Annotated in this window: 22 protein-coding genes; 3 read left to right on the top strand and 19 right to left on the bottom strand. The window is 40.1% G+C overall.

Annotated elements, in window-relative coordinates; translation table 11 throughout:
- Position 1 precedes the first annotated feature (1 nt).
- The 4 genes from AA0Y26_RS10015 to AA0Y26_RS10000 form a co-directional block, all read right to left on the bottom strand.
- Positions 2 to 2173 carry an EAL domain-containing protein gene (locus tag AA0Y26_RS10015; RefSeq protein ID WP_413367458.1) on the bottom strand — a complete coding sequence of 724 codons (2172 nt, stop codon included), beginning with the start codon at positions 2171 to 2173 and terminating at the stop codon, positions 2 to 4.
- Positions 2174 to 2498: 325 nt separating this feature from the next.
- On the bottom strand, positions 2499 to 2879 hold the full coding sequence (locus tag AA0Y26_RS10010) for a hypothetical protein (protein WP_413367456.1): 381 nt from the start codon (positions 2877 to 2879) through the stop codon (positions 2499 to 2501).
- A 19-nt stretch (positions 2880 to 2898) separates the two neighbouring features.
- Complete coding sequence (locus tag AA0Y26_RS10005) at positions 2899 to 3111, bottom strand: helix-turn-helix transcriptional regulator (protein ID WP_413367454.1); 213 nt, start codon at positions 3109 to 3111, stop codon at positions 2899 to 2901.
- A 304-nt stretch (positions 3112 to 3415) separates the two neighbouring features.
- A complete protein-coding gene (locus AA0Y26_RS10000) occupies positions 3416 to 3892 on the bottom strand; it encodes a hypothetical protein (RefSeq protein ID WP_413367452.1) in 477 nt (158 codons plus the stop codon).
- Positions 3893 to 4332: 440 nt separating this feature from the next.
- Here AA0Y26_RS10000 and AA0Y26_RS09995 point away from each other — a divergent pair, with 440 nt between their 5' ends.
- Positions 4333 to 5091 carry an AAA family ATPase gene (locus tag AA0Y26_RS09995; RefSeq protein WP_413367450.1) on the top strand — a complete coding sequence of 253 codons (759 nt, stop codon included), beginning with the start codon at positions 4333 to 4335 and terminating at the stop codon, positions 5089 to 5091.
- A 918-nt stretch (positions 5092 to 6009) separates the two neighbouring features.
- On the opposite strand, the gene AA0Y26_RS09990 is transcribed toward AA0Y26_RS09995, so the two are convergent.
- The 8 genes from AA0Y26_RS09990 to AA0Y26_RS09955 form a co-directional block, all read right to left on the bottom strand.
- On the bottom strand, positions 6010 to 6300 hold the full coding sequence (locus tag AA0Y26_RS09990; protein ID WP_413367448.1) for a hypothetical protein: 291 nt from the start codon (positions 6298 to 6300) through the stop codon (positions 6010 to 6012).
- Positions 6301 to 6962: 662 nt separating this feature from the next.
- Positions 6963 to 7379: a hypothetical protein gene (locus AA0Y26_RS09985; protein WP_413367446.1), complete on the bottom strand. Its 417-nt coding sequence runs from the start codon at positions 7377 to 7379 to the stop codon at positions 6963 to 6965.
- A 178-nt stretch (positions 7380 to 7557) separates the two neighbouring features.
- Entirely contained in the window at positions 7558 to 7842 is a 285-nt protein-coding gene (locus AA0Y26_RS09980) for a hypothetical protein (protein WP_413367444.1), read from the bottom strand.
- A 540-nt stretch (positions 7843 to 8382) separates the two neighbouring features.
- Entirely contained in the window at positions 8383 to 9162 is a 780-nt protein-coding gene (locus AA0Y26_RS09975; protein WP_413367442.1) for a class I SAM-dependent methyltransferase, read from the bottom strand.
- A 787-nt stretch (positions 9163 to 9949) separates the two neighbouring features.
- A complete protein-coding gene (locus AA0Y26_RS09970) occupies positions 9950 to 10336 on the bottom strand; it encodes a hypothetical protein (RefSeq protein ID WP_413367441.1) in 387 nt (128 codons plus the stop codon).
- A 289-nt stretch (positions 10337 to 10625) separates the two neighbouring features.
- Positions 10626 to 11246, bottom strand: a complete 621-nt coding sequence (locus tag AA0Y26_RS09965) for an NAD(P)-dependent oxidoreductase (RefSeq protein ID WP_413367439.1) — start codon at positions 11244 to 11246, stop codon at positions 10626 to 10628.
- 398 nt (positions 11247 to 11644) lie between these two features.
- Positions 11645 to 13549 carry an endonuclease MutS2 gene (locus AA0Y26_RS09960; protein ID WP_413367437.1) on the bottom strand — a complete coding sequence of 635 codons (1905 nt, stop codon included), beginning with the start codon at positions 13547 to 13549 and terminating at the stop codon, positions 11645 to 11647.
- A gap of 670 nt (positions 13550 to 14219) precedes the next feature.
- A complete protein-coding gene (locus AA0Y26_RS09955; RefSeq protein WP_413367435.1) occupies positions 14220 to 15119 on the bottom strand; it encodes a DMT family transporter in 900 nt (299 codons plus the stop codon).
- A gap of 151 nt (positions 15120 to 15270) precedes the next feature.
- On the opposite strand from AA0Y26_RS09955, the gene AA0Y26_RS09950 reads away from it, so the two are divergent.
- Complete coding sequence (locus tag AA0Y26_RS09950; RefSeq protein WP_413367433.1) at positions 15271 to 15645, top strand: hypothetical protein; 375 nt, start codon at positions 15271 to 15273, stop codon at positions 15643 to 15645.
- A 359-nt stretch (positions 15646 to 16004) separates the two neighbouring features.
- On the opposite strand, the gene AA0Y26_RS09945 is transcribed toward AA0Y26_RS09950, so the two are convergent.
- Both AA0Y26_RS09945 and AA0Y26_RS09940 read right to left on the bottom strand, forming a co-directional pair.
- Positions 16005 to 16922 (bottom strand): alpha/beta hydrolase, encoded by a 918-nt coding sequence (locus AA0Y26_RS09945; RefSeq protein ID WP_413367431.1) that lies wholly within the window; start codon positions 16920 to 16922, stop codon positions 16005 to 16007.
- A 119-nt stretch (positions 16923 to 17041) separates the two neighbouring features.
- Entirely contained in the window at positions 17042 to 18202 is a 1161-nt protein-coding gene (locus AA0Y26_RS09940) for a toxic anion resistance protein (protein ID WP_413367429.1), read from the bottom strand.
- A 180-nt stretch (positions 18203 to 18382) separates the two neighbouring features.
- Between AA0Y26_RS09940 and AA0Y26_RS09935 the strand changes: the two genes are divergently transcribed.
- Complete coding sequence (locus AA0Y26_RS09935) at positions 18383 to 20371, top strand: methyl-accepting chemotaxis protein (RefSeq protein ID WP_413367427.1); 1989 nt, start codon at positions 18383 to 18385, stop codon at positions 20369 to 20371.
- Positions 20372 to 20457: 86 nt separating this feature from the next.
- Here AA0Y26_RS09935 and AA0Y26_RS09930 read toward each other — a convergent pair whose 3' ends face one another.
- The 5 genes from AA0Y26_RS09930 to AA0Y26_RS09910 all read right to left on the bottom strand — a co-directional run bounded on the left by AA0Y26_RS09930 (position 20458) and on the right by AA0Y26_RS09910 (position 25867).
- Positions 20458 to 20709 (bottom strand): hypothetical protein, encoded by a 252-nt coding sequence (locus AA0Y26_RS09930; RefSeq protein ID WP_413367425.1) that lies wholly within the window; start codon positions 20707 to 20709, stop codon positions 20458 to 20460.
- 150 nt (positions 20710 to 20859) lie between these two features.
- A complete protein-coding gene (locus AA0Y26_RS09925) occupies positions 20860 to 22143 on the bottom strand; it encodes a hypothetical protein (protein ID WP_413367423.1) in 1284 nt (427 codons plus the stop codon).
- A 393-nt stretch (positions 22144 to 22536) separates the two neighbouring features.
- On the bottom strand, positions 22537 to 23361 hold the full coding sequence (locus tag AA0Y26_RS09920; protein WP_413367421.1) for an ABC transporter permease: 825 nt from the start codon (positions 23359 to 23361) through the stop codon (positions 22537 to 22539).
- Between the two features lie 12 nt (positions 23362 to 23373).
- Entirely contained in the window at positions 23374 to 24315 is a 942-nt protein-coding gene (locus AA0Y26_RS09915; RefSeq protein WP_413368143.1) for an ABC transporter permease, read from the bottom strand.
- A 16-nt stretch (positions 24316 to 24331) separates the two neighbouring features.
- The gene (locus AA0Y26_RS09910) at positions 24332 to 25867 is read right to left on the bottom strand and encodes an ABC transporter substrate-binding protein (protein WP_413367419.1); all 1536 of its coding nucleotides are present in this window, start codon (positions 25865 to 25867) and stop codon (positions 24332 to 24334) included.
- Between the last annotated feature and the right edge of the window lie 6 nt (positions 25868 to 25873).

The following is a 25873-nucleotide window of genomic DNA, read 5'->3' as shown; positions in this document are numbered from 1 at the left end:
GTTACTCTGTCATCTTCAGCATTCTCAGCTGCTCATCAGCAAATTGGTGGATTGCTGTATACTCTGCCTCAAACGCTTCATACGGAATAGGACGGCTGATGAAATAACCTTGAATTTTATCACAGCCGTTTTTTAGTAAATAGTCCAGCTGCTCAGCCGTTTCAATTCCTTCCGCCACTACTTTCAAGTTCAAGTGCTTTGCCATCGATAGAATCATCCTCACGAGTGCTTCATCGTCCGGATTTTCTAAAATGCTGCGAATGAAGCTGCGGTCGATTTTCAAACAATCAATCGGAAAGTCCTTCAAATAGGCTAATGAGGAATAGCCTGTCCCAAAGTCGTCCACCGCGATCGTCACCCCCAGGTTTTTCAGCTCCTGCAGAACGGGAATGATTAGGTTCGTATTTACTGTCATGCTTTCCGTAATTTCAAGCTGCAAGTGTGAAGGCTCAAGCCCGGTTCGGTCAAGTGTTTGTTTGACGAAGAGCGGAAAATCCTTTTCGTAGAGCTGTCCAATCGACAGATTCACTGCCACTGTCATCGGTTTTTTATGCTTTTTCTGCCACATAACCGTTTCGGCACAGGCTGTTTCCAGCACCCATTTCCCAATAGGGATAATCAGCCCGCTTTCTTCTGCAACGGGAATGAAGTCCAGCGGTGCAATCAACCCCTTCTCCGGATGGCGCCAGCGAACGAGTGCTTCGGCAGAATGAATCGTTCCGGAGTGTAAATCAAGCTGCGGCTGGTATTCTACAAACAGCTCACACTGCTCAACCGCTCGTTTCAGATCGTGCTCAAGCATAAGCCTTGCTGCACGGGCCTCCTGCATACTTGCTGTATAAAAAGTAATGCGATCATCCCTTTTCGCTGCCTCATATGCCGCAAACTGCGCGAACTGCACTAAATCCTCAGCGCTCTTTGTATCTGCCGGATAATGAGAGACACCAATATTGAGGGCACTGCTTACAGTGAAATGTTCGATCACGAGCGTTTCGTCCATCGTCTGCTGCAGTTTCTGGATTAGCTGCTGAACAGTTTGTTCGGTTTCATATTGCGCAATAAACACAGCAAACCGATCTTCGGGTAATTTATATAATAAATAACCAGGAGGCAGCTGCTCCTGTACACGCTGTGCAATCGTCTCCAGCATCCTGTCTGCATAAACCGTCCCCAGTGTATTTTTCACCCCTTCATAGCGGTCCACGCCAAACACGATTAACGCCTTCCGGGAATCTGTCTGCAGCAATTGCTCGTTAAGAGTCGCCCTCAAAAACCGCTCATTTGGAAGTGTTGTTCCTTCATCATAATAAGCCAGCTGTTTAATCTTTCTTTCCTTCTGCTCCAACGATTTGTTTGAGTTCATTAAGGCGATAAAGGGCTGTTCCACAGTGAAAAAGTAAAATGATTTATACACGAGCCAATAAGCACTGAATTGAAAAATATGACCTGTAAAATTATAGATGTCATAAACATCCGCATAGGAAACGAACATGACATCACTGCAAAGCAAATTCAGCGACGCAGCGATCATGAAAATGAAAAAACGCGGCCATATTCTGATTTGCTTAATAAATAAAACGATTAAAAGAACAGTAAGAATAAAGGCGAGGGTCTGCAAATTGCTCTTCAGTACAGTTACTCCACCCTCTTCTACCAGTGCCGGGAGTAGTCTGCTAGGCCAGTAGACGATGATGGCAATAAAAACCGAAAATAGGAAGCTGCCCGCATACGCCATTACTCTTTTCGCCGTGGAAATCTGCTTTTCTTTTATTACCAATATGGCTAAAAGACCTACCGGAAACAACAGCCGGCTCGTCATATAAAACCATCCCGCCGCATATGAGTCACTTTCATTGATGAAAAACGGCATGCCTTTATAGGAGATTGCATGTGTAACACCAAGGATTCCCATTGCCAAAAAGAGAGCCCCGGTATAGATTATTTTATTGTTCTGTTTAAACTTCGAGCTTAGCCAAATTTGATTGGCGATTGCTAATGAACAGAAGGCCACAAATATTTCGATAACTAGGTGAATCGTGACATAATTCTCCTCCCCAAATATTCCATGAAGAGGCTCCCGAAATACAACCGCCGTACCTGCTATCGCATAGATGAGCAGAATATAGAGAAACAGAGACTTTTGCTCGAATAAAATTTGCTTATATGTTTTCATCCACATCCCGCCTCGACTGTTTATAGAGATTTTTATGTAGTTGTCTAATTTTATCCTACCATAGATCCATGTGGAAAATAGTCAGTATTCACAAACCTTCCCTACTTTTCTCCCTTCCCGGTATGATTGGTCTAAAACCAACTGGATACGAGGCTATTTAGAAAATTGCCTTATTCTGTTCATATAGCTGGCAAGGATAAATACCGGTTAGACAAGAATGCCTGTATCTCTTTCAATTACAAAAGGACGCTACACTGTGTATGTACACTTTGTAACGTCGTTTTACGGATAAACTATCTTTTAGCGTTCGTATTCCATTTATCATCTAGTCTCCAACAGCTTCCTGGTTATTCAAGAAGTCGCCGATTATCCACTTTAAAGCGATTGTAAGCAGGATTGTATAGCCAATTAAATTTTGATAGGACATTAAGATAACTGATTTCTGGATAAGGAGCGAACCAATAACGAGCACGCCGATCGTAAGCCAGTAAACGATATTGCCAGCGCTTCGGGCATTTTCCCGGGTACGTTGGTCGTGCTGCAAGTTGATTTTACTCCAATCCCCCTTCCGATGGATCTCTACTCCAAAGATAATGACCTGGATCGTGGCAATGACAGCAATAATTAACGTCAATCGTGACTGTGAAAAAAAGAAATAACTACTAAACAAAAATAGTGGAAGTAACATTCGTAAAGCAAAATTCATTCTGTAAGACATGTTCATATTATACTTCTCCTTCTATCCAAAATAACTTTTCCAAAGGGCAGTCTAAAACAGTGGCCAGCTTAATGGCTGTTCCAATAGACGGCTCATACCGCTGTTTCTCGATCGCGATAATTGTCTGCCGCGTAACAGAGATACTTTCAGCTAACTGGTCCTGCGTCATGCCCTTTTCCTTCCTAAAATCCCTTACTGCATTTCGTACACCATGTTTCATATCGTTCAACCTTCCTCAAAATGTAACGTCGACATTACATATTTTGATTGTATACTACCCAAAATGTAAGGTCAACATTACATTTAAAATTTTCCAAAATAATAAAAAAGTGAAATCGAATGATTCCACTTTTACATTTCATCTTAAGACTAGTTATATCCCAGTCCCTTCTATGAGAGCCTCCATAAATTTCCTGCTTCCGTTTTTATTCAGACAGCACACTGGGGCATTTTCTAAAAATCTCGGAAATTCCTATTTATGTATAAAATGTTTACTTTATAAATAATCGTGGAACACGTATTTTCTATTTAAAAATGGCACGCAGATATTTTTCATTCGATAAGCTCTCAAGATGTTGTAATTCGAGTGTCTCAACGTTTATATGTATCGTTTTCAGTTTTTGATCATACTCTCCTGCCCAAAAACGAATCAGTTCTGCACCCTGCTCTTTTTTTATGGATTGTCTAAAATAATTAAGTAAATCGTTTAAAAACGCTGAATTCCAATTGCCTTCCATTCCATAAACATATGGTTTTTCGCTAAATTCCTGTATATCGGACAGATAATTATCCCACTCAAAAATATTTAGCCGCCCGAAAGCTGATGTATCAGGTGCATGGATAATTCGTGCATCATCATGCAGCGAATGCCAATGCTGTTCGGGTGTTTCTTCAGTAATCGGATATAGTTTTTTTAACTCTCTCACTGTTATTTCTATAATGCCAGTACAATCTATCGTTGGTAAAGCTTCATTTGCTACAAGCACAGAATATAAAGTCATTATCTATGTCTATCCCCTTTTTATTAAACTATTACTCGTTCTATTTGTAACAGTCTAATATATTCAATAAACAATCTAAAATCCCTTCATAATTCTTTGCCAACGCAGGTGCTGCCCGGTGGGTAAACAGTAATTTTACTATGCAGAGCAGTAGTTATTTCCCTGCTTTTAAGGACTTTTGATAAATCTGTTGCTACAGATCTTTCATTCTATTGAAGTTGAATGTAATAAAATTTTAACCGCTCTGCAAAAGACTCCCTTTTGAAATGAAATCATCTTAAAACGAAGCCTTTTAAATTTCGGTATTTTTATAAGTTTGTTCACGTAAAAAGCGTGAAGTAAATCGTTCTTTTACTGCGAAGGATGATGGTAGATGGAATTGTAAGTTTCATTTAAAATTGTTTTATGAATGTAAATACAAAATAAGGGGTTTTTAAAAATTGGTCATATTAAATCAGGATTCTCAATACATTAGGGCTATTTCTCTTAAAAGCGATCATATTTTATCCTATAAGCATTTCCCTTTTAATCTTCCAGTAATCCAGCATTTCGATAGATTGACGTTTCACCCGAATGTTACTTACATTATTGGCGAAAACGGAATGGGAAAATCAACTTTATTGGAGGGTATAGCAATTGCTCTAGGGTTTAATCCAGAAGGCGGGACACTAAACTTTAATTTTGCTAATTATGATTCCCATTCAAATTTATATGAACATCTCCGTTTAGAAAAAGGAGTATACAGAGCGAAGGATCATTTTTTCTTTAGAGCTGAAACTTTTTATAATGTAGCAACCAATATCGAAGAGTTAGATAACGAACCATCGTTTGGCCGCAGGGTGATCGATTCTTTTGGAGGTAAATCTTTGCATGAACAATCGCATGGAGAATCCTTTTTCTCGGCATTTAACGAACGTTTCCAAGGGAATGGTTTGTATATCTTGGATGAACCGGAAGCAGCCCTGTCACCTTTAAGACAATTATCTATGTTAAGCAGGATGAATGAGCTTGTTAATCAAGGGTCTCAATTTATCATTTCTACCCACTCGCCCATTATTATGGCTTATCCGAACGCTAAAATTATCCAGCTTACAGAAGACGGAATGAGCGAGACAAAATTAGAAAACACCCAGCATTATTCTATTATGAAGCAATTTTTCGAAGATAAAGAACGGATACTACATCACCTTTTTCAATAAAACATGACCTTCTTCCTAATAAGGTTTTTCCCCTTTCGAAAAAAAGCCGCTTTCATTATGGAAGCAGAAGAGAATAGTAAAACGAGGAGATGGTTTTTTTGGTTAATCTACTAGAAAATATATTTCAACTATCGATGATAATATTAGTTCTGTGCTCCCTTTACTATTATAGATTTTTCAAGAAAATTAAGAGAGAAAGAAAACTAAACTCAGTTGAATGTTTCATTTATATCATCACTAAAATTTCTATTTTTCTTTGTGCGGGTAGTTACCTGCTTTTGTTCTTGAATCGAAACTTCGGATCGTGATGATAAGAATGAGTTTTTCTGCAGCAGCTATCTTAACAACCATTCCCGAACATTGCTTTGGGGATGGTATTTTAAGGAAATCATATTCTATTGTTGAAATACACTGTAAACTCAACATTTCACGGCTTTTTTATAGACATGAGCAGCCATACCTTTAAATAAAAACATACTTCTTAAACATTTTTCTTGTAAATAATTATACATATGCAATAGCTAATTAGAGTAAGGACAGCATTCATTAAAAAGAAGTACCAAACACCTCCAAAGAGAAGTAACTTTGTCATAAAGTAACTTAATACTAACGAGATTATGCTGCCTAAAAGGTATTTTAGGCGACTGGATATGTTCATTTTCTCAAATAGGAATTTATAGAAAATGAACCCACCTATTGAGCTAAGAGAGGAAGCTAAAATTATTAAATAAAAAATGGTTATATACATACATTCAGGTAAACTCCTTTATTTGAGTCATTAGCAACTATACAGGCTAACCCCCATCATAATTTTGGTTTTCCTTTCACTAAATATAGCAAATATCCCCATAGATTTTTTTGGGGGAACGTTTTTTTGAGTAACATATACATGAAGCATAACTTACCAATTGAAAGTAATTAAGCTTCTCCAATTCCCATGGCTAACAATAATAGAAAAGCAACAACTAATACCGCTAAATTTGCGACTAACCCGACCAATCCGATTAATAATTTGATTATGCGTCCCTTGGACATCCTTAAAGATATTACAGCAAGTATAATACCTATAATTGATAGAACACTGAAAATATTAATTATTAAGTAAATATCAGCATTCGGACCTCTTTCTGTATAGAAAAAAATAGTACTTACTATCACAGGCAATATAGATAAAAACCCTAAAGTTATCCCTACTTTGCTTTTATTCAAAATTCATCCCCCTCACATAAAGCCATTTCTCAATTAATTCTATAGGTTGGTTCATGTAGCCTTCTTTATTACCATGATAATTCCCGAAGCGTAATTTGGCTGTATTTATTGGATAAGCAGCTAAAAGTAAACACTTCATTCAAAATGAATGGGTTTTACCTAACGTTTATTGAATTTATTATTCAATTAAAGATGTTATAGCAATACTCCAGACAATTAAAAGAAAAGATGCTGTCAACCAAAACGTGTTAGTAGCAGTAGGTTGTTCTCTCTTCACTTTTTTCATTATTTCTACAAGGTTAATACAAAATATAATAGCTAAAATCGGCATCATATATATACCTATAAGCGTAAATATTAGCGTGAGCAAGATATACACCTCCTCTGAAAAATATACCGTTTTTAAACAGATAACATTTTCACCATCTCTATAAATGAAACAATGATTAACCCCATTATAAGTTTTTCCATTTTTATACTCACTTTCTACTAACTACTATTTCGCTATATATATTCGCAATACCTTTAAAAGCTTCTCCCCGTGTCTCAGAGCTTTATTTTCTAATAAAAGCAGCGACAAACAATGATCTAACAGTGTTTGTCGCTGTATGAAATGTTACCAAGCTTTCGTTTAGGGATGTTATTTTATTTTAATATACAAGCTACTCTTTATTAACTACTATATCAATTAACTGTGTCGTTTTTTCGGCATACTTTATCTCACAAGAAAATATTCCTTCCTCGAGATTTGGGAATTCCTCCAAATCGGCTCCTACTGTCAGATCTTCTATGGTTACTTGAAGTTGATTAGAGGTTCCAAATCGTCCGCCCATATCCTCTAAAAAAATTATTTCACATTCTCCGCTTTTGGATTTTGCATTATCGTTGCTTATTTCTTTGGCATCAGAGAAGAATATAGAAAATCCATAAAGTGAAAATAAAAATAAAACACTAAATGAGACTACACCTAACAGAAAATCTTTATGCTGTCTTTTATTTTTCAAAAAATGAAAGAGTAATGCTAAAAAAACTACTGCTGCTAATAGAAATGCACAGGTATAAAATATTAAATCGTCCACTCTATTTCTTCCTTTTATTTTAAAGTTCTTAAAAGTTTATCATAAAACTTTTCCAAAGCCCATTTTGGTAATAATCAGGAAAGTTTGTTATTCGAAGTATGGTCTGATTATGCAGGCCGTTTTTTATAAACAAGATAAAAACACGCTACCTTCAAACAATCAGCAGCATACGTTCGTTTCAGGCTGGTTTCTTCGACTTTAGATATGAAATGAAGTCTCGTATAAAAATAAAATATGCCAGTATTAATAAAACAAACAGTACATAAGAATAATTGCGGTAATGATTCCTGATAAATTCCAGCTGTGTAAACACGAAAACATTTACAAACACTAAAATAATGAACTTCGTTAGTAGAGTTATAAGTGCTTTCTGATTTTTAAATATAAATGAAGCTATAACAACCACTAATAATACAATTGCGAATATCTGTAAAAAATTCATTGTAAAGTTTGCAAATTCCATATATGTGCCTCCTTATCCTCATCTATAATAAAATAATACCATTTATTTTATAAAATTTTATAATTTACCAAGCAAATAGTCTACTCGCCCCCTTTTGCTTTGCTTTATTGCAGTTATGGTTAAGTCACTATCCTTTATTTCAAAAAAGACCCTAAAGGAAATACCTTTAAGGTCTTGTCGCTATATGAAGAAGTTAACCAGTTACCATTTGTTAATTGAATGCGGTTAATTTGAAAAACGCCTGAGTTCTTACCTTTCGCCGTCCTGTTACCATATACAGTGTGAATAACCTTCCACTCGAATCCTTGTATTTTTGGCAGTATACCGTTGCTTCGATTCGTTGATATGAACTGTTCCTTTTTTTATAAATCGTTCAATTTTATTTCAATGCCAAAAATTAATGTAGGTGCGGAATAAAATTCAAATAAAAAATGCTGTTCCATCTTTATTTAACAACAGAATGTTGCTCCACAATCGCGCCCGATTGTAAAAGATCGTCTTTTTATTAAGAACTTTACGACTATCTTGCAGAAAGTTTCATTAAACGATTAAAAAGAAATGCCCACATTCATACTCAGTCAACTTCAAAATATTACCGTATTTTTTATGCCAATCTCCATTCTCCAAATCAGTGTTTAATTTATTAAGACATACATAAACAACCTCTTTGCGCCCTTTAGCAAGTGGCGATGTTCCCTCTTGAAAATCTTTGTTCAAATATAATTCAGGCTTTCTCCAACCAGCAAAGAAAAATTGATCTACTAAATCATAAGGCAGTGGATATGCTTTTATTTTTACGGGACGTGTAATCTGGTCCTCTACCAATCGTGATAAAACCTCTACTGGTGGATGGATTTTGTATGCGTCTTTCAATAAAGGCTTAAAATAATCCAGCAGCCAACAATCTGCAGCACACAATCTTGGGTCTAAAGTAAAAATCACTATCCTACCGTTTTCTTTTAAAACTCTTTTCATTTCACTAAAACATAAAGTTAAGTTTTGAAAATGGTGTGAGGCAAGCGTGCAAATAATCCCATCTATCGATTTATCCTCTAACGGAATACTCTCTGCAACACCCTCTTTCCAGATAACATTCCTATGTTGTTTACCTTGAGCTCTCATTACTTCCGAAGGTTCCAAAGCAATCACTTGGTATCCCATATTCGCTAATTCGTAACTATAGTTTCCTGTGCCTGCACCAATGTCTAAAATTGTCGCTGGCGTATCTATGTTCAGTTCAAACATTAACCTTTGTACAATACGTGGATCTGCATGCCTAGTAGTGTTATAGGTCTGCCCAATTTGATTGTAAATAGCCATTTTTCCACACCCCATTATAAAAATACTATCTCAAATCATATTATAGAATTTATTTCCAAATCGTTAAAAAACAATCCAAAACATTATGGTCTCTCAATAAAAACTCTTACTTTAAGGGGGCATTACCGAATCACGCCCGATTGTTGAATATTGTTTCATCTAACTCCCCAGTAATTGAAGTATAGGATTGAAAAAATACAGGTTTACAAAATCTTGAAAAGTCTTATTGTCGCTATCGTTTTATACCTTTGCATAAAAAGCTGTATAAACAACCTCCAGAGAAAAAGCCTAGAAATGCTTGTTTACAGCATTTCTTAACTCTTCGTACCTATCCAAACTTGTATTTGGGTACGTTATTTAGGTTTAGTTTGTATACTTTATAAATCTTTATTGCACTAAAAAGTAACCAGTTAGCTGAAGAAGCAGCTTCTTTTTATTTCAAATTATCTTTCTCTATTGAATTCTTTATCACTATCAGCTGTATACTAAATAAACTAATGATTGGAGGTGAAAAAAATGAATCTTATTTTATGGATGACTGTTTTGTCTGGCGCCTTTATCGCAATATTCGCCGATAATAGAAAATGCAAAAAGAAAATGTCTTAAACTCTTTCATATCTATCTAATTTCTTATTGAATTCCTCAATCAATATTAAGTTGGGAACATATTATTTAGAAGCAACCAAAAGCAAGCACCCCACTCAAACGAATGGGGTGTCTTGTTACCTACCTTTCATTTGTGAACGTTATTTCGATGTAATTTGCATATTTAATATATAATAGAAAGTTACCGCTCAACACTTAAAAATTTATTATCTCTTATGCTGTAACTACCGTATTTCCTTGAAAGTACAACCGTTTTTATGGCATATTTATCATCAGCAAATACTAATAAAAAACGGTCGTCTAGGCTATCAATCTCCCCGTTATCACCTTTAAATTTAATTCCCATTGAATCTTCAATAACTTCATTTGATGTATATGGTCCAAATACAGCGGCTTGAGTCCAATTGAAATCAGTAAGCTCCGTTAAATCAATTTGTGTTGCACTAGTTTCAAAAAGGCTATCAATTTCCTTAGCTAAAAGGGTGTCTTGGCTAGCCCGATTTCCTAATAAATTTATAGCTAAAGCTATAACAGTAATAATTAGAATTACATAAATGATTTTTTTCATAACTACTCCTCTCTAACTTTATGTATTACATATTTTGGTAGACGTTAACTAGAGGGAGATAGTTCCCAAAGCGCCCTTTGATTATCTTTACTGAGAAGGTGTTATTCAATTAAATGGCCTGATTGTGGAATAAGAAAAAACCCTGCATCAAAACACAGGGTTAAAAATCAAACTTTATTATGAATCAGCGAATTTTATTTCAAATAATCAGTCGTTTTTATAAAACGGCAGCAGCTGCCTTACTTACCGGCTACCGGTGTCTTCCATAAGTAAATGGTGCGGGAAATGTTTAGTAGGCAATGCCTACACGCATTTTTACATATTCACTGCTTTTTATTTGGCTATATGCAAATGCAGCAGTATCCGGTACTGAGATTTTACTGCCGCCCTCCGGCAGATAATTACTCTCCGTTCGGTAGCTGCCTACCCTTTCCCCGTCCGGCAAGTATGTAGGACAGACAATGGTCCAGTCGAGTTTGGATTGTCTCAATAGATCGTAGACTTTATGATGTTCTTTGGCGGCACGGACTGACCTTTGCCTAGACTCATTCGTCTGGTAACGTAATAAGTTGGCGTTCCCCCTGCTTTGCAAAATCCCGGCAGTCCCGATCGTAATAATTCTTGTTACCCCTTCTTGTTCCATTGCTTCGATAAGTAGCGGGATGCTTTCAGACAGTGTGGTTGTCCCATCTGTATTGAGTGCACTCAGTACCACGTCAATCCCGTGCATGGCGCCTGCTATATCATCCTTATGTAACACATTTCCTTGAATGACCGCTAAATTTTCATGATGTACTTGGAACTTCTCTGGATTGCGGGCTAATACCGTCACATGATGTCCGTCTTCAAGGGCATGAGTAACGATTTGACCTCCCACTCGTCCCGTTCCCCCTAAAATTAATAGTTTCATGAAAACGAACCTCCTTTTAGAATCAACATAGTACGCTAAATTAGAAAGCTGTTCTATCTTTTGTAAAATGACCATACAGGTATTTACGTTAAAAAGCTCAACCAAGCATAACCCCGTTCTGATTTAAACGGGGTTATATACAGTTATTTCACCTTTGATGTAAGATGTTTTATTCCCCTAAATCATAGAACAATCAATTCTAAGGTCAATTTTACACGAGTTCCTGATGATTACACATTATTAAGGTAAAGCAAATTTATTTCTTCCATCCTGCACCGTTAGAGCATAGAAATAACCCATCTAATTTCGGGAGAGTAACGATCACCAGCTTATCATCTACTAATGTTAGCTTTATTGGACGCTCATATTGAAAGACCGACTCCCTATAATTCAGCACACTATTCCTGTTTTCTATTTTTAATCTCCTTTTGAATCTTTCGCAGTGCCTTTTTCGAACCTCTCTCCAGATCATGCTGCAGTTTTCTTTCTTGAAAGCTGGTAAATAAGGTATTGATATCGTACCCTTCAGGATATAATTGAGCTGCTTTAATGTCCAATTGGATCCTTTTGATATTTACTTCCAGCACTTCACCTTTATAGAACAGTTTAATGTTATTGAATTTATCTCTTGGTTCAAAGACGATCGCATAATCATCCTGGCTGATGAACTTTACCCGGTCACCAATTTCATAATCATATATCTCAGCGGGCTGATTCACCTCATGAACTGGTTTTTTTATCTTATTTTCTTTTATTAGTTCCAGGTTATAATTTTTATTTTCTATATATAATTGAGCCCGTTTCAGAACATTTTCACGGATATTCATCTTGCTGGAAATCCAAAGTGCGTTACTCTCTCCGGATTTGCCTATCAATAACTTATACATCGGCTTCAATTCGGCGCTATTAAATAACATGGCCGCATTCATAAAGTCGGCGTGCATTTCAGAATACCGTTTAATTTCCCCATAATGAGTCGTGGCAATTGTTATACATCCCATATGGTAAAACTCTTCCAAAATAGCGATTGCTAAAGCAGCGCCTTCATTTGGCTCCGTTCCACTGCCGATTTCATCGAATAAAAGCAGCGTATTGTTCGTAGCGGTATTCATAATCTGCGAAATATTCTTCATATGGGAAGAAAAAGTACTTAGGGCATTCTCTATACTTTGATTGTCGCCAATATCCACAAACACATGCTCAAAGATAGCTAGTTCCGTTCCTTGTTTTCCCACAATATGAAACCCTGACATGACCGCTAACGTTAAAATTCCAATGGTCTTTAATACGACTGTTTTCCCGCCGGCATTAGGACCCGTAATAACCAAGCTTCTATAATCCTGACCGATCTCAAAATCCAACGGGACAATGCTGCCTTCTAATAATGGATGTTTACTATTGATAAGTTTTATATAGCCGTGATTATTGATTTTCGGCTCGATCGCGTCGGTACTTTTGCTGTACTTTGCTTTCGCAAAAATCATGTCGTACTGACTGATGCATTCAATATTAATGCTTATTTCATGAAGCGATTCGTGAATCGCGCCTGTCAACGTTGCTAATATTTGATATTCCTCGACCGATTCTTCTGATTTCAAACTCATCAATTCCACATTCAGCTTCGAGACAGCCTCTGGTTCAATGAATACGGTAGATCCTTTCGATGATGTTTCAATAATCGTACCGGCTACATGATTTTTAAAGGATGCTTTAATCGGAATCGTGAAACGATCATCTTTCTTACTGATATAAGATTCTTGGATATATTCTTTATTGGCCCCGCTTTTCAAAAACTTCTTCAAACGTTCTTCGATTTTCTCTTCTGTTTTAGCTATCTGATTCCTAATTCGCTTTAACTCTTTACTCGCCTCAGAATCCACTCGATTTCCCCTGATTGCAAATAAGATATCCTCTTCAATCGTTCGAAAATCCGTTATAGAAAGAGAATAGGTGTAAAGTACAGGCGCAAAAAATTCTTTATCCGTCATGAACTTTTTGATTTTCCGGCAGCCTCTTAAAAAATCTGAAATAGCCAGTAATTCTGCCGGTGTTAGGATCATGCCCTTTTTTATTTTTTCGATATGGGTTGTTATATTGGAAATGCCGGTTAAGGGCAAGTGCTTTTCAGCGTCCAATAACTTTCGTGCCTCAGTCGTTTCATTTAAACGATTCCGAACGACTTTTATATTTGAGCTTGGCTGTAAGCTTTCTATTAGCTCTTTACCTAAACTGCTCACGCAATGGCTTTTCACTTTATTTTTCAATTCTTGGTAGTTTAATTTCTCAAAGGTCATATTATTCATTTTCTCTTCCTCATTCCAAATAAAATAAGCCCGCTAAAGCCTTCCCTGTCTTCCAATTTAGACAACTAAACTGGACAGAAAGCTTCCGCGGGCATAACCTTGCCGTAAAACAAGGTTACATTTCGAACAGGCATGAATAAATAAGACCTAAGTAAATTAAGCATAACAGGAGAGAATCCACCCTGAAAACTTACTTGTCTTACATTCTACACTAAACGAATATATGGAAATGGAAGCAGTCTGATAGCAGGTATTCAAAAATGTTAACGTAACATGTTTGAAAAAAGGCATTCTTAATAAACTGGCATTGACCAGAAAATAAGCACCTTATTCAACTAATATCCATTAGTTGAGACCTACTACCGACATACTTCACCACACCTTTTTTTGTAAGATAGGATTAGTTTAGCATGGCACAATCATTTCGTCAAACGGCTTCAGGAATTAAATGGTACTTCTTAAATACTTGGGTTATCGTATAAAAAAGCCCAATCTCTCAGTGGTATACATGAGAAATTGAGCTTAAAATGATTCAGCATTTCGCAATTCCTTTAAAACGACTACTCCGTATACTTATCCCGAATTAGAACAAAAACATCCTCCATAGCAATACACGATGTTCAGTCAATGTTTGTTTTAATGAGCGCATTTTTAGGAAACTGTATGATTCCTATGCGGTCTTTTCTTTACCTGCAATTGATAAATAAACGACGAATAGTAGCATAAGCAGCATCCCGAAATATTGCCAGCCGTACATGGATGAGCCAAGCCAAATGACCGAAATGACGGTTGCAGCAAGCGGTTCTACACTTGATAGGACACTTGTCTCGACTGCCGATATAAATTTCAGGCTGCTCAAAAACAGGACGAATGCGGCAGAGCCAAGAATCACAAGCGCAGCCATCATCCAAATCACGGTACGATCCGTCAGCAGCACCCATTCATCCGATGCCCAGATGCGGCCGATCACGCCAAGCTCAATACCGCTGAGCAGCAGCCCCCATGCTACTACAACGAGAACGCCCCACTCCTTCATCAGCCTAGCTGGGTAAAGCGTGTAAAACGCATACGTAAAGCCAAGTGCCACGCCCCATACAAGTGCCGTACTGCTTACCATCAGCGTTTGGAAGGAGCCGTTTGTCAGCAGCAGGAAAAGGCCTGCAAGCGTCCCTGCTATGCCAATGACCTGTGCCTTTGGCGGCAGCTTTTTCTGCATGACCGAAATATAGATCACGATGAAAATCGGCGCCAAAAACTGCAGTAACGTGGCGACAATCGCATTACTTTCTTCTATCGATTTTACGAATGTAAACTGTACGCCAAGCATACCTACTATACTAAAGAGTAGTAATTGATTGCGCCATGCTGGTAGTTTCCATATACGGAGTACATCTTTTCCTTGTAGCTGTAAAAATAGCAAAAGCAGTGTCCCTGCTATAATTAAACGAACAGACAACATAAAGGAAACGGTAATTGGTGTTGTATGGAGCAACCACTCCATCATTGGACCAGTTGCCCCCCAACACAGGGCACCGGCCACAATCATCAATATTCCTTTTAAACGATCCATGTCTACTTTGCACCTCTAGCCTCTTGTGTCATTACTTTTTGAATGCTCGAAATATATCATCACAGTATTTTATTAAAAATGCCGCTTCATTTGATATAATACGTTTACGAGCGTAAATTTTTTGTTAATAATAATAGTTGAGGTGAATACCATGTACAGAACTACAGAAGAACGCCTGCAGGCATTGGAGCAGCAGATCGCCCGCCAGGCATTCCAGATTCAGCTGCTGCAGAACCTGGCGGCAAATCACGAAAAATATGCGCTATACCAGTACGTTATTTCCTCTAATATGAGCGAGAATACTTTCTACTCCCTCCAACAGTTGACGAAACAATACGAACAGCGGCTTGAAAAAGGCGAAACCTTTTCTTTAATTGATTTTATAGCGGATTACAAATCTACTCTGACAAGGGACGGCCTATTTTTAACGAGCTCCGAGTTGTCAGACTTAGTCCCGAAATGGCTTGGAGGCGCCAATGGAGGAATCGGCTTTTCAGATTCCCTTCATCAGTATTTCTATGGGTGAAATCCTTTTGATAGCCGATCGCGCCCCACTTTTCATGAGGCGGGGCGCATGAGCGCACCATCTTGCAATCTTTTCGCCCCGGCCTATCCAACGTTTTTCGCGGCCGGCGATGTCACATCTGCGTGTAATATCGTATTCTCCACTTCTATCTATATATCTTCTCATTTAACCACCGCACTACTGCTATGTAAACCGCAGATGTAGAAGACACCGACTCTCATTCTTTTTTCAGCTAACCGCTTACATAGACAAGTAATTACCACGTCGGGAATGACAATAAACATACTATAAAAAGGAGCGCCCGCGGACACTCCTTTTGCTTTGTTCTCACTTCACTTCATGTAAATTAGAAAAATCCTCTATCGTCCATTCAAAAATGCTGCGATTTCATCAATTGTCTGCCGTATTTCTTCCTCAAATACATCGTTTTTCGTGAAAAAGCTATGCACAAGACCAGAAGCGATAGACTGCTTTACCTGGACCCCGGACTGCTCCAGTTTTTTTGCATACGTCAGTCCTTCATCTCGCAGTACGTCGTTTTCAGCTACAAGGACAAATGCTCGCGGCAGTCCCGCAAGCTCCGCATAAATTGGCGCAACTAACGGATCTTTAGCATCTTCATGCGTCCGAATATAGTAATTCCCAAACCATTTCATTACATCCGAGTCAAGCCCAAATCCTTGCCCGTACAGTTTGTATGACCCGCTCTCATAGGATAGGTCCGTCACTGGATAGAGTAGAATTTGTGCATCAATTGTAAGGCCCTCTTCCCTCGCAAGCTGTGTGACTGCGGTCGCCAAGTTCCCTCCTGCACTATCACCTGCTACTGAAATGCTGCCAGTAGATCGCAATCCTTCCATTCCTTCGGATACAGCTCTGAAAGCATCATACGCATCAAATAGCGGAACCGGAAATTTGTATTCAGGGGCGAGCCGGTATTCAACAGAAACGACAATCGCTCCCGTCTTCTCAGCTAAAAGAGAGCAGCTGACGTGACATGTATTTAAGTCATTCAGTACCCAGCCACCCCCATGATAATACAAAATTACAGGGAACGGGCCCTTGCCGGCCGGCGTATAAATACGCACCGGAATACGATATCCGTCTCTTGCGCGCACTGCTTTATTCTCAATGGATGCCACTTTACCCGGCTGAATAGAAGGCGGCGGATAATTGGTACGCATCGCCCGGGCTTCTTGTGCTGTCATTGTTGCGGGCGATGGAATTTGGTTAAAATTCACTAAGTACTGTTTTGTCTTTTCTTTTATATATGTCACCCAACATCACCTCTTTCTTCCGTTAATACCTTTAATTCCTATAAACTTAATATACTTTAAAACTATATGGCTTGCAAACAAAAAAATCCCAGCGGCGTTTTCGCCCACTGGGATCTAGCTTACATGCGTTTTAATTTTTCATATTCAAGCTGCAGCTTCTCAATTCTTCTGCGTCCTTCATCACGGTTGCGGATTGTTTCGGCCTGGATTTGTTTCGTTTCCTCGATGCCCTTCATGATTGTCTGCCATGTCGTCTCCATCGTTTCAATCGAAATGCTTGGTGCACCGGATTGACGTGCAATGTTCACAGAGTTTTGACGGATGTTTTCCGCATTGCGAACAAGCATTTCATTTGTACGCTTATCCAATTCAGCCATCGAATCCGATACAAGCTTTTGACGCTGTAATGTGACAGCATGAATAAGACCTTGCTTGAAAATCGGGATTGTCGTAATGAAGGCAGAGTTGATTTTTCCGATCAAATGGTTATTGCCCTGCTGCATCAAACGGATTTGAGGTGCTGCCTGGAATGAAACCTGCTGCGCCATTTCCAAATCATACTTACGCTGCTCTAGCAATTCCATGCTTCGTCTCATCGTGTCAAGCTCCATTAATGCCTCTTGGTCCCCTTGGTTACCTTTTGCCTCCAAAACCGGAAGCTGATTATGCAGCTGCTCTAAACGTACATCGATGGCGGCAACATGCTCGCTTAAGCTATGGAAGTAGCTTAAGTTTTCATCATACATTTGCTCCAGCTCAATCGTATTTCGCTTCATTTCCACTTCATACTTTTGGATTTCGCGGTGAACCGCATCTACTTCCTTGCTCATATTGTCGTACTTGGCAAGGATGCGTTCCAGCTGCTCCTTGCTGCGTTTAAACAAGCGCTTCAGGAAGCCGCCTTTCTTTTCCTCTTCAAGAAACTCTTTTGGATCAAAGCGGTCCATAATCTTATTTAAATTATTTAATAGTGCACTTGATTTTTCGAGGTTGCTCGTCTTGATTGTCGAAAGCATGCGGTCTGAGAATGTCGAAATCCCCTTCGCTGTTTCCTTCCCGAACTCCAGGACGGCAATTTGGTTTTTCACGTCAATTTTATCAGCAAGCTGTACCACACGCGGTTCTGTTCTCAGCTGCAGCTGACGCTTACGGATTTGGGACATCTCCTCATTGGATACAAGCTGCTGCGGCTGTGCTTGGGCTACCTCATGAACCGGCTCATCTGCCGAAGTTAGTTTTGCATCTAAATCATCGAATAATGGATTTTTCATTTCTGACATCGTTCTTCTTCCTCCGTTCTACTTTAAGGGCTCACCTTTACTTTACCATACGTATTTGTCTGACAAAAGTTTCAAAATATCGCATTTCCATTTATTTCAGAAGATTATAAAATTTAAGTTCCCCTTTTGAAAACCAAGTGATAGAATAGGTAAAATGCAATTTAAAAGGAGCTTAAACATATGAAAATGTCAATAAAATGGAAAATAATCGGCATTGTAGCAATCATTGTTGTATTCGGACTTGGGTCTTTAGCTTCAATAAGCTCTTATGTCATTTCCCAAAAAACAGAAGCCAGTGTTGTAGAAGAAAGCAAATTATTTGTCGAACAGCTCTCACGCAATGTAGAGACGTTCCTTGGGACTTACGAAAAAGCTTTACTTACATATTCAGCTTCAGATGAAATTCAGACATATGTGACCGATCATACAACGCTATTTGATGAGGCAGACGATTTGCTGCGTACAGATTTGGCTTCATTTATGAATCATTATGAGGAAGCGTCCGGGATTTATTTCGCGCAAGCGGATAATATCTTGTTCGAGCCGCATTTTGACGGGATTGAGGATGTAGATGCGACAACACGCATCTGGTATAAAAACAGCCTGGACAACCCTGATTCCGTAGTATGGACAGAGCCTTATGTTGATACGGCGACTGGTGAATATGCTATTACAGGCTCAAAAGCCGTGATAGCCGACGGAGAAATTATCGGGGTACTTGGTGTCGATTTGTTACTGCAAAGTTTGACAGACATGATTTCTGCTGCAGACTTAAGCTATGAAGGCTACCCGATCATTCTAGATGGAGCCGGTACAGCCGTTGTCCATCCTACTCTTGCTGGAGAAAGTATGTCGGAACTTCCTTTTGTTCAACAGATGTCTAACTCTGAAAAGCCAACGGAGCTGTCAACGGAAATTGACGGAGAAGACAGTATTTTCATCTATAAAAACATACCAGGTGTCGGCTGGTCCATCGGTGTCATCTATAAGGTAGACAATTTACATGTCGTTGCAAACGAAATTCAGAAAATCATTCTGCTTATTACAGCCGTGATTTTGATCGTCACATTCGTTGTGCTGCTCTACTTTATTTCCCGTATGATTAAGCCGCTTTATACACTTGGTACATTAATGGGACAAGTTGCAGATGGTGACTTAACCGTCCATATCGATGTAAAAAACCGGGATGAGATCGGGCGTCTTGCCCACCATTTCAATGAGATGATTCAGCACATGAAAAATATTATTCAAGTAGTGAAAGAATCCTCAGTAAATGTGGAAGAACGTTCACATCATTTAAGTGCGATGGCTGAGGAGACAAGTGCCTCTGCAATCGAGGTGGCCAAAGCGGTAAATGAAATTGCATCTGATGCGAGTGCCTCCTCCGAACATGCGGATGCCGTGACAGGACAGCTGGAGTCGCTTGGCGAAAAGATCAGTACGGTGAATGAACGTTCTACCGATGTAGAGAATGTGACAACAGAAGCAAATCGCTTGAATACAGGCGGCCGTGAAAAAATGGGCGACCTTTTATCAAGCTTCGAAAGCTCGGAGTCAGAACTTGAGCAAATGGCAGCGGTTATTTCCCATTTGGAACAAAAAATCAACGCGATTGATTCGATCATGGATACAATCAGTTCCATCTCTGCCCAAACGAATTTACTGGCGCTGAATGCTTCCATTGAGGCAGCCCGCGCTGGAGATCACGGGAAAGGGTTTGCTGTCGTAGCGGATGAAGTCCGAAAGCTTGCCGAGCAATCCGCTGTTGCAACTGAACAGGTCAAAACAACGATTATCAAACTGCAGCAGGAATCCGGCAATGTAACAGAACGGATGAATGAGATGCAGCAGACATTTAATCAATCAGGTGCTGTCGTAAAAACGACAAGTGAATTATTCATTGACCTGGCAAACTGTATTGATCAAATTAACGCGTCCTTTGAAGCGGTGCATGAGGAAATATCGGGAGTGAACCGCTATAAGGATGATGTACTGCAAACAGTCCAAAAAATGGCGGATGCTGCACAGGCTTCAGCAGCTGCATGTGAGGAAGTCAGCGCTGCTTCGGATGAACAGCTGACGGCCATCCATTCGGTGGCGGAGTCTTCCGAACAACTGAACAACTTAAGCAACGAGCTGGCAGTTGCAGTAAGCCGTTTTAAATTGTAATTTTTATTGCCCAAGCTTTCGAGTGCTTATAGGAAAAACGAAAACCACAAAAAACGACTAGAGTTCAACGGCTCTAGTCGTTTTACTTATTGCAGCTGTTCAGTTAGTTCGCGGTACCACCGGAAATCCCCTGATTTCACCGCAACGGCTTTTAGCTCCTGAATATCTTCCTCCTGGAGATTAACCTCTTCATGTTCTTCTAAATGATCTGCGGGAATCCAGTAAGTTTGTCTGGAGATTGTCGGTGCCTGGATCAAAAATTTTTGCTCGGCATCATCTGCCTTCAGTACAAAAGCGGGTATTTGCCGATACAGAACCCATTGGCCTACTTTAAACAAAAGATCCATCTCCTTATAAATATTATATAGTCCTATTATCGCAATTATATCCTCTATCTTTTCATTCTATGCTTACTAGAGGAGAAATTATGACAGTTTTTAACTAGAAATATTTCTATCATCGTTTATTTAATAAGTTTTTTCCTATTGTCATTCATCTATTTTCATGAGACCCGTCTCCACAAAGCGGATTTCTCCAGAATAAGCGTCGATACTCTCGATTTCTCCCTGTGTTGGTGACGATGGATATTCCATCAAATAAACGGACGTATATAGGTTATCCGCCATATCAATTCGTTCCATTGATAGACGCACATCTACCAGCTGCTTTGCTGCGGTATTCGCCGCCTCCAACGTAATAATGGGCGGTTGAATAGTCATCAGTTTTTCAAATGGAATCTTTGGCACGGTAACGCCTTCCATTTGACCTGTCGTTTGGTGCACAGTAATCTCTGCCGCATGTTCTGGTAAGTACACACCTTCATGACAGTAGACAAAACGGTAGGTGACCGAGTTTTCAAAAGTATCTTGGAGATAAATAGAGAGCTCGGCTGGTAGTTCTTCCACATGCTCCAGCTGGTAGTTTCGATACCAAGATCCTACTATCCCCTGCAGTGTACGGCATGCTCTCTGAAATGATGACTCTTCCAATAGAGACTGTACTAGATTCTCCTGTTCTGGATATTCCCAGTAGTATGCATCTTCCTCTTCCTCTAACGGAACGGAAGCAGGCCTGCCGCCTTGCAAAAATGCCTCAAGTGAATCGATAGGCTCCACTTCCGGAAGCGCTTCATAGCGAGCCTTGCCTCCTAAACGTTTTACGCGGCCGTCCGCTTCCACTCCATATACATCGAAGGTTGGGACATAAGCATATTCCCACTCCTCCGGCTTAATTGATAACTGTACTAGCTGCTCCTCGGTAAGAATCCGCCGAGCTTCGGCCTTTGGAATCATTTCCTCCGGATAAATGATCGTAAATGGCTGACGCATAAACGTCGCACTGCTAAGGGTACCATCTCTTCTAATTGCCAGCTGCAGCCCGGTATTAGGGATCGTCAAGCCGTACCGCAGCTCCACCTCTTCAAAAATCGCTAAATAATTTACATCGAAGTCAATTACACTATCGAGCTGCAGTGCCCGGTCATCCAGAGCTTCCTTCATTTCCCGCGCAATATGAGGTATAGCAGCTGCCTCTACTTCTTCTGTTACCTCATTCGGCCTAAGAACGGCATTGATCATGGCGCTGTTACTAAACGGAATCCCCTCTTCAGCAAGCATATCCGCATCATAAAAATCGATATGTGATATAAAACCTTGTTCCATATGTATTTCTCCAACTAATTCGCCATTCACATCATAAATGAATTGGATGTCGTCCTGCTGTGTGATATAAGCAAGCTCCTCTTTGACAAATCGCTTTAATATTTCAAGCATTCTACCATCCCCTTTCCTTTCTCTAGCATACCATGAGTACTGCTAACTTTCCTTTTATCCCTCTACTGTGATCTGGAAGCAGTAACCCGGTTATGTGCTTTCTTCAAAATAATATGTCATGGTCTACGACTTCATTCTCTGCTGCAAGGTAACCGAATGGAAACGTATCATCTCCGTTTAACCTCAACATTCACCAGAGCTTCGCTATCTATCTAAACACTATTGATGACGAGCTTGAATTAGCGACAGGCTGAGATGGATCAATCATCAACTGCTGGAGCTCATCAATTCAACTCTTTTTACCAAACATACAAAAAAGCAAAACCGCTGTTATGGCTTTGCTTTTTGTGTCTATTGATTTTGATTGTCATACACGTTCTTTTCGGTATCGCATTAAGCTTTTGAACGGGGATCCAGGAAATCCCGTAAGGCGTTGCTCAGCATATACAGTCCTAACACCATAAGGGTAATGGCTGCTCCTGGTGCATACGTATACCAAGGTGCATTTACTAAGTATGACTGGGAATCCTTCAGCATCCTGCCCCAGCTCGGGTTAGGCGGCTGAACGCCAAGTCCTAGATAGCTGAGCGCTGCCTCTGCCAGCATCGCTGTCGCAAACGTCACGGTTGCCGCAACAATAATTTGCGATGAAATATTAGGCAGGATATGGCGGAACATAATGGTATACGTTTTGACACCGATCAATTTCGCGGCCAGTATATATTCGGAGTCCCGGTGCTGTACAAAACCGCTTCGGACAATACGGGCAATATTCGGTATCGCAATAATGCCCAGCGCAATGGCTGTATTGATAATGCCCGGGCCAAAAATTGCTACGAGCATTAAGGCTAAAATGATTCCCGGGAATGCCATAAGTGCATCGAGAATCCGCATAAAAATTTCATCGACCCATCCTCCAAAATAACCGGCTGTACCGCCGATCAGCACCCCAAAGAGCACTCCGATGACCACGGTTAACAATCCGACCGAAAAGGCAGTTTGCGTCCCTTTCATGATCCTGCTGAAAATATCGCGGCCAAACTCATCCGTCCCGAACCAATGTGCCCCGTTCGGTCCGAGCAGCTTGTCCGGAACATTCATTGCCGTCACGTCATGCGGGGTGTAGAATACGCTGATGCACATCAAGATAAAAAAACCTCCGATAATGAGTGCGCCAATGATGAAATTGATATTTTTCGTAAATCGTTTTATTTTCATTGTTCACGCCTCCTATCGCAATCGAATACGTGGGTCAAGGACTGTATATAAAATGTCCACAATAAAGTTAATCGCTACTACAGCCACTGTAATATACATCACTATGCCTTGAACTAACGGGAAATCCCGGTTGTTGATCGCTGTAATCAATAACTGGCCAACACCTGGGAGGGAAAATACCTGCTCAACGATAATGGTCCCTGCCACAATTTCTGCCGTAATCAACCCGAATACCGTTAAAATCGGAATCATCGCATTTTTAAGGACATGCTTATGCATGACGATTCTTTCAACGATTCCTTTACTGCGTATCGTACGGACGTAATCCATCCTGACCTGCTCTAGAATCGCCGTGCGTACATAGCGGAAATTAACCGCAATTTGCGGAATAGCAATCGTCAGTGCGGGGAGAATCAATGTACTGAGCGCCCCGGCAATACTCGTTGTCCATGGGATGTAGCCGCTGATTTTAAAGAACTCGATATTCAAGCCAATGTATAGAATCAGGATCATCCCGAGCCAAAACGAAGGAATCGCCATCCCGATCTGTGTAGCGGTAGACAGCGTTAAATCACTTAGCTGATTTTGGCGCCTTGCAGCAAACATTCCTAACGGCAAGGAAATGAGACAAACAAAAAGGAGTGTAATAGCCGCCAATGAAATGGTGACAGGCAGTCTGGCCAGCAATAAGTCTTTTACCGGCATCGAAAATCGAATGGAATCGCCGAGCTCCCCTGTTAATAACCCCTTCATCCAATCCAAATACTGTTCATGAAGCGGACGGTCCAAGCCTAGCTCAGACCGTAAATTTTCAATTTGTGTAGGATCTGCCTCGGTACCAAGCATCGTTCGGACAGGGTCACCGGGCAAAACCTGAAAAACACCAAATGTAATAATCGAGACGAGGACGACTGTGATGATTAACAGGATGAAGCGGCGCAATATATAAACCATCATGCTTCAGTCCTTTCTAATTTGACATTTTCACCTCAGACATATCATGGAACCAGAACGGATAGCTCTTGAGCCCGGACACTGCCTTATCTGAACCCCAAATAATCTGGTAATCGGCAATATACACGGCCGCTGCCTGTTCGGCTAAAATGGCCTGGGCTTTATGATAATATTCGACCTGTTTTGCAGGATCGATTTCAAGCAGGACATCCGCCATGACTTGATCAAATTCCGGGTTGTTGAACAGGAAGAAGTTTTCTGCATCATTTGTTGATACGTAGTCGTTTAGTACTTCATACGCTGATGGACGGCCCGTTAGATCAATCGCCGTCATTTCATAATCACGACCGAAGTATACCCGGTCAAGCCATATGCCCCACTCTACTACTTCGATTTCTACATCGATTCCGATTGCCTTCAGATTCTCTACAACGATTTGCGCGATATTACTGTAAATACCGTTATGCGAAGAAACGGTAATCTTTGTGGAGAAACCATCTTCATAGCCCGCTTCAACAAGCAGTTGTTTCGCTTTATCTACATCAAACGAATACAGATCTACTAATGATGGATCATGGAAGTCTCCCATCGCCGGACTCATATTGGAGCCCAGCTTCACCGCATAGCCGGAGAACACGGAATCGATAATATCGTCTTTATTGATCGCCATCGCAATCGCCTGGCGTACTTTTACATTGTCAAACGGCGCTTTTGTTTCGTTAAACGTGACGACCAGCGAGGAGTTATTGTTTTGGTGAGACGTATTATAGTTATCTGTTACTTCGTTGACCCTTTGCCACGGAACAGCTGTTACATCTACTTCGTTCGCTAACAGGCTCATAATGGCCGCCTGATCATCGGACTGGAACGCAAATGTCACTTTATCTAAATAAGGCAGGCCTTCACGCCAGTAATTCTCATTTTTCTTAACAATCAAATTCATGCCTGGTGAGTATTTTTCAAATGCAAAAGGACCGGTACCGATTGGATTTTCATTATGTTTTTCGTCGTTGCCAGCCGGTATGACCGCTGAAGTTAGTGCTGTTAAGGAATAAAGGAAGTTTGAATTCGGCTCTGCCAATACAAATTTGAACGTTGATTCATCTACCGCTTCCGCAGAAACGACATTATCAAAGTTGTTTTTCATTTTTTCACCGCCATTCGTACCCATCAGGCGGTCAAACGTATATTTCACATCATCAATCGTTACATCAGAGCCATCGTGGAATTTTACTCCCTGGCGGATTTTGAACGTATATTCAAGCCCGTCCTCCGATACTTCATGGCTTTCTGCAATCGCATATTTCAAGGAACCGTCCGTTTCAGGAGCCATCAGCCCTTCGAACATATTCAAAATCATTTGGAATGAAATAGACGCTGTCGCCTTATGCGGATCCAGAAAATCCGGATCATCATTGACACGTACCGTGATTTCCTGGGCCCCTGCTGTACCGCCGCCGTCATTTCCATCCGTGCCGCCGTCTTCTTCGGTGCACGCTGCCAAAACAAATGCACATAATATGGTCATCATTAGTAGCCAAACTTTTTTCATGCCCTG

Source organism: Lysinibacillus canaveralius (assembly GCF_047301505.1).
Taxonomy (GTDB): Bacteria; Bacillota; Bacilli; order Bacillales_A; family Planococcaceae; genus Lysinibacillus_B.
This window is presented reverse-complemented; position numbering and strand designations above follow the sequence as displayed.

Coding starts and splice junctions, on each gene's coding strand:
- AA0Y26_RS09910 (WP_413367419.1), bottom strand. CDS start 25,867: ATGAAAAAAGTTTGGCTACTAATGATGACCATATTATGTGCATTTGTT.
- AA0Y26_RS09920 (WP_413367421.1), bottom strand. CDS start 23,361: ATGAAAATAAAACGATTTACGAAAAATATCAATTTCATCATTGGCGCA.
- AA0Y26_RS09915 (WP_413368143.1), bottom strand. CDS start 24,315: ATGGTTTATATATTGCGCCGCTTCATCCTGTTAATCATCACAGTCGTC.
- AA0Y26_RS09965 (WP_413367439.1), bottom strand. CDS start 11,246: ATGAAACTATTAATTTTAGGGGGAACGGGACGAGTGGGAGGTCAAATC.
- AA0Y26_RS10000 (WP_413367452.1), bottom strand. CDS start 3,892: ATGACTTTATATTCTGTGCTTGTAGCAAATGAAGCTTTACCAACGATA.
- AA0Y26_RS09955 (WP_413367435.1), bottom strand. CDS start 15,119: ATGGATCGTTTAAAAGGAATATTGATGATTGTGGCCGGTGCCCTGTGT.
- AA0Y26_RS09925 (WP_413367423.1), bottom strand. CDS start 22,143: ATGCTTGAAATATTAAAGCGATTTGTCAAAGAGGAGCTTGCTTATATC.
- AA0Y26_RS10010 (WP_413367456.1), bottom strand. CDS start 2,879: ATGAATTTTGCTTTACGAATGTTACTTCCACTATTTTTGTTTAGTAGT.
- AA0Y26_RS09970 (WP_413367441.1), bottom strand. CDS start 10,336: ATGAAAAAAATCATTTATGTAATTCTAATTATTACTGTTATAGCTTTA.
- AA0Y26_RS09935 (WP_413367427.1), top strand. CDS start 18,383: ATGAAAATGTCAATAAAATGGAAAATAATCGGCATTGTAGCAATCATT.
- AA0Y26_RS09975 (WP_413367442.1), bottom strand. CDS start 9,162: ATGGCTATTTACAATCAAATTGGGCAGACCTATAACACTACTAGGCAT.
- AA0Y26_RS09980 (WP_413367444.1), bottom strand. CDS start 7,842: ATGGAATTTGCAAACTTTACAATGAATTTTTTACAGATATTCGCAATT.
- AA0Y26_RS10015 (WP_413367458.1), bottom strand. CDS start 2,173: ATGAAAACATATAAGCAAATTTTATTCGAGCAAAAGTCTCTGTTTCTC.
- AA0Y26_RS09940 (WP_413367429.1), bottom strand. CDS start 18,202: ATGTCAGAAATGAAAAATCCATTATTCGATGATTTAGATGCAAAACTA.
- AA0Y26_RS09960 (WP_413367437.1), bottom strand. CDS start 13,549: ATGAATAATATGACCTTTGAGAAATTAAACTACCAAGAATTGAAAAAT.
- AA0Y26_RS09950 (WP_413367433.1), top strand. CDS start 15,271: ATGTACAGAACTACAGAAGAACGCCTGCAGGCATTGGAGCAGCAGATC.
- AA0Y26_RS10005 (WP_413367454.1), bottom strand. CDS start 3,111: ATGAAACATGGTGTACGAAATGCAGTAAGGGATTTTAGGAAGGAAAAG.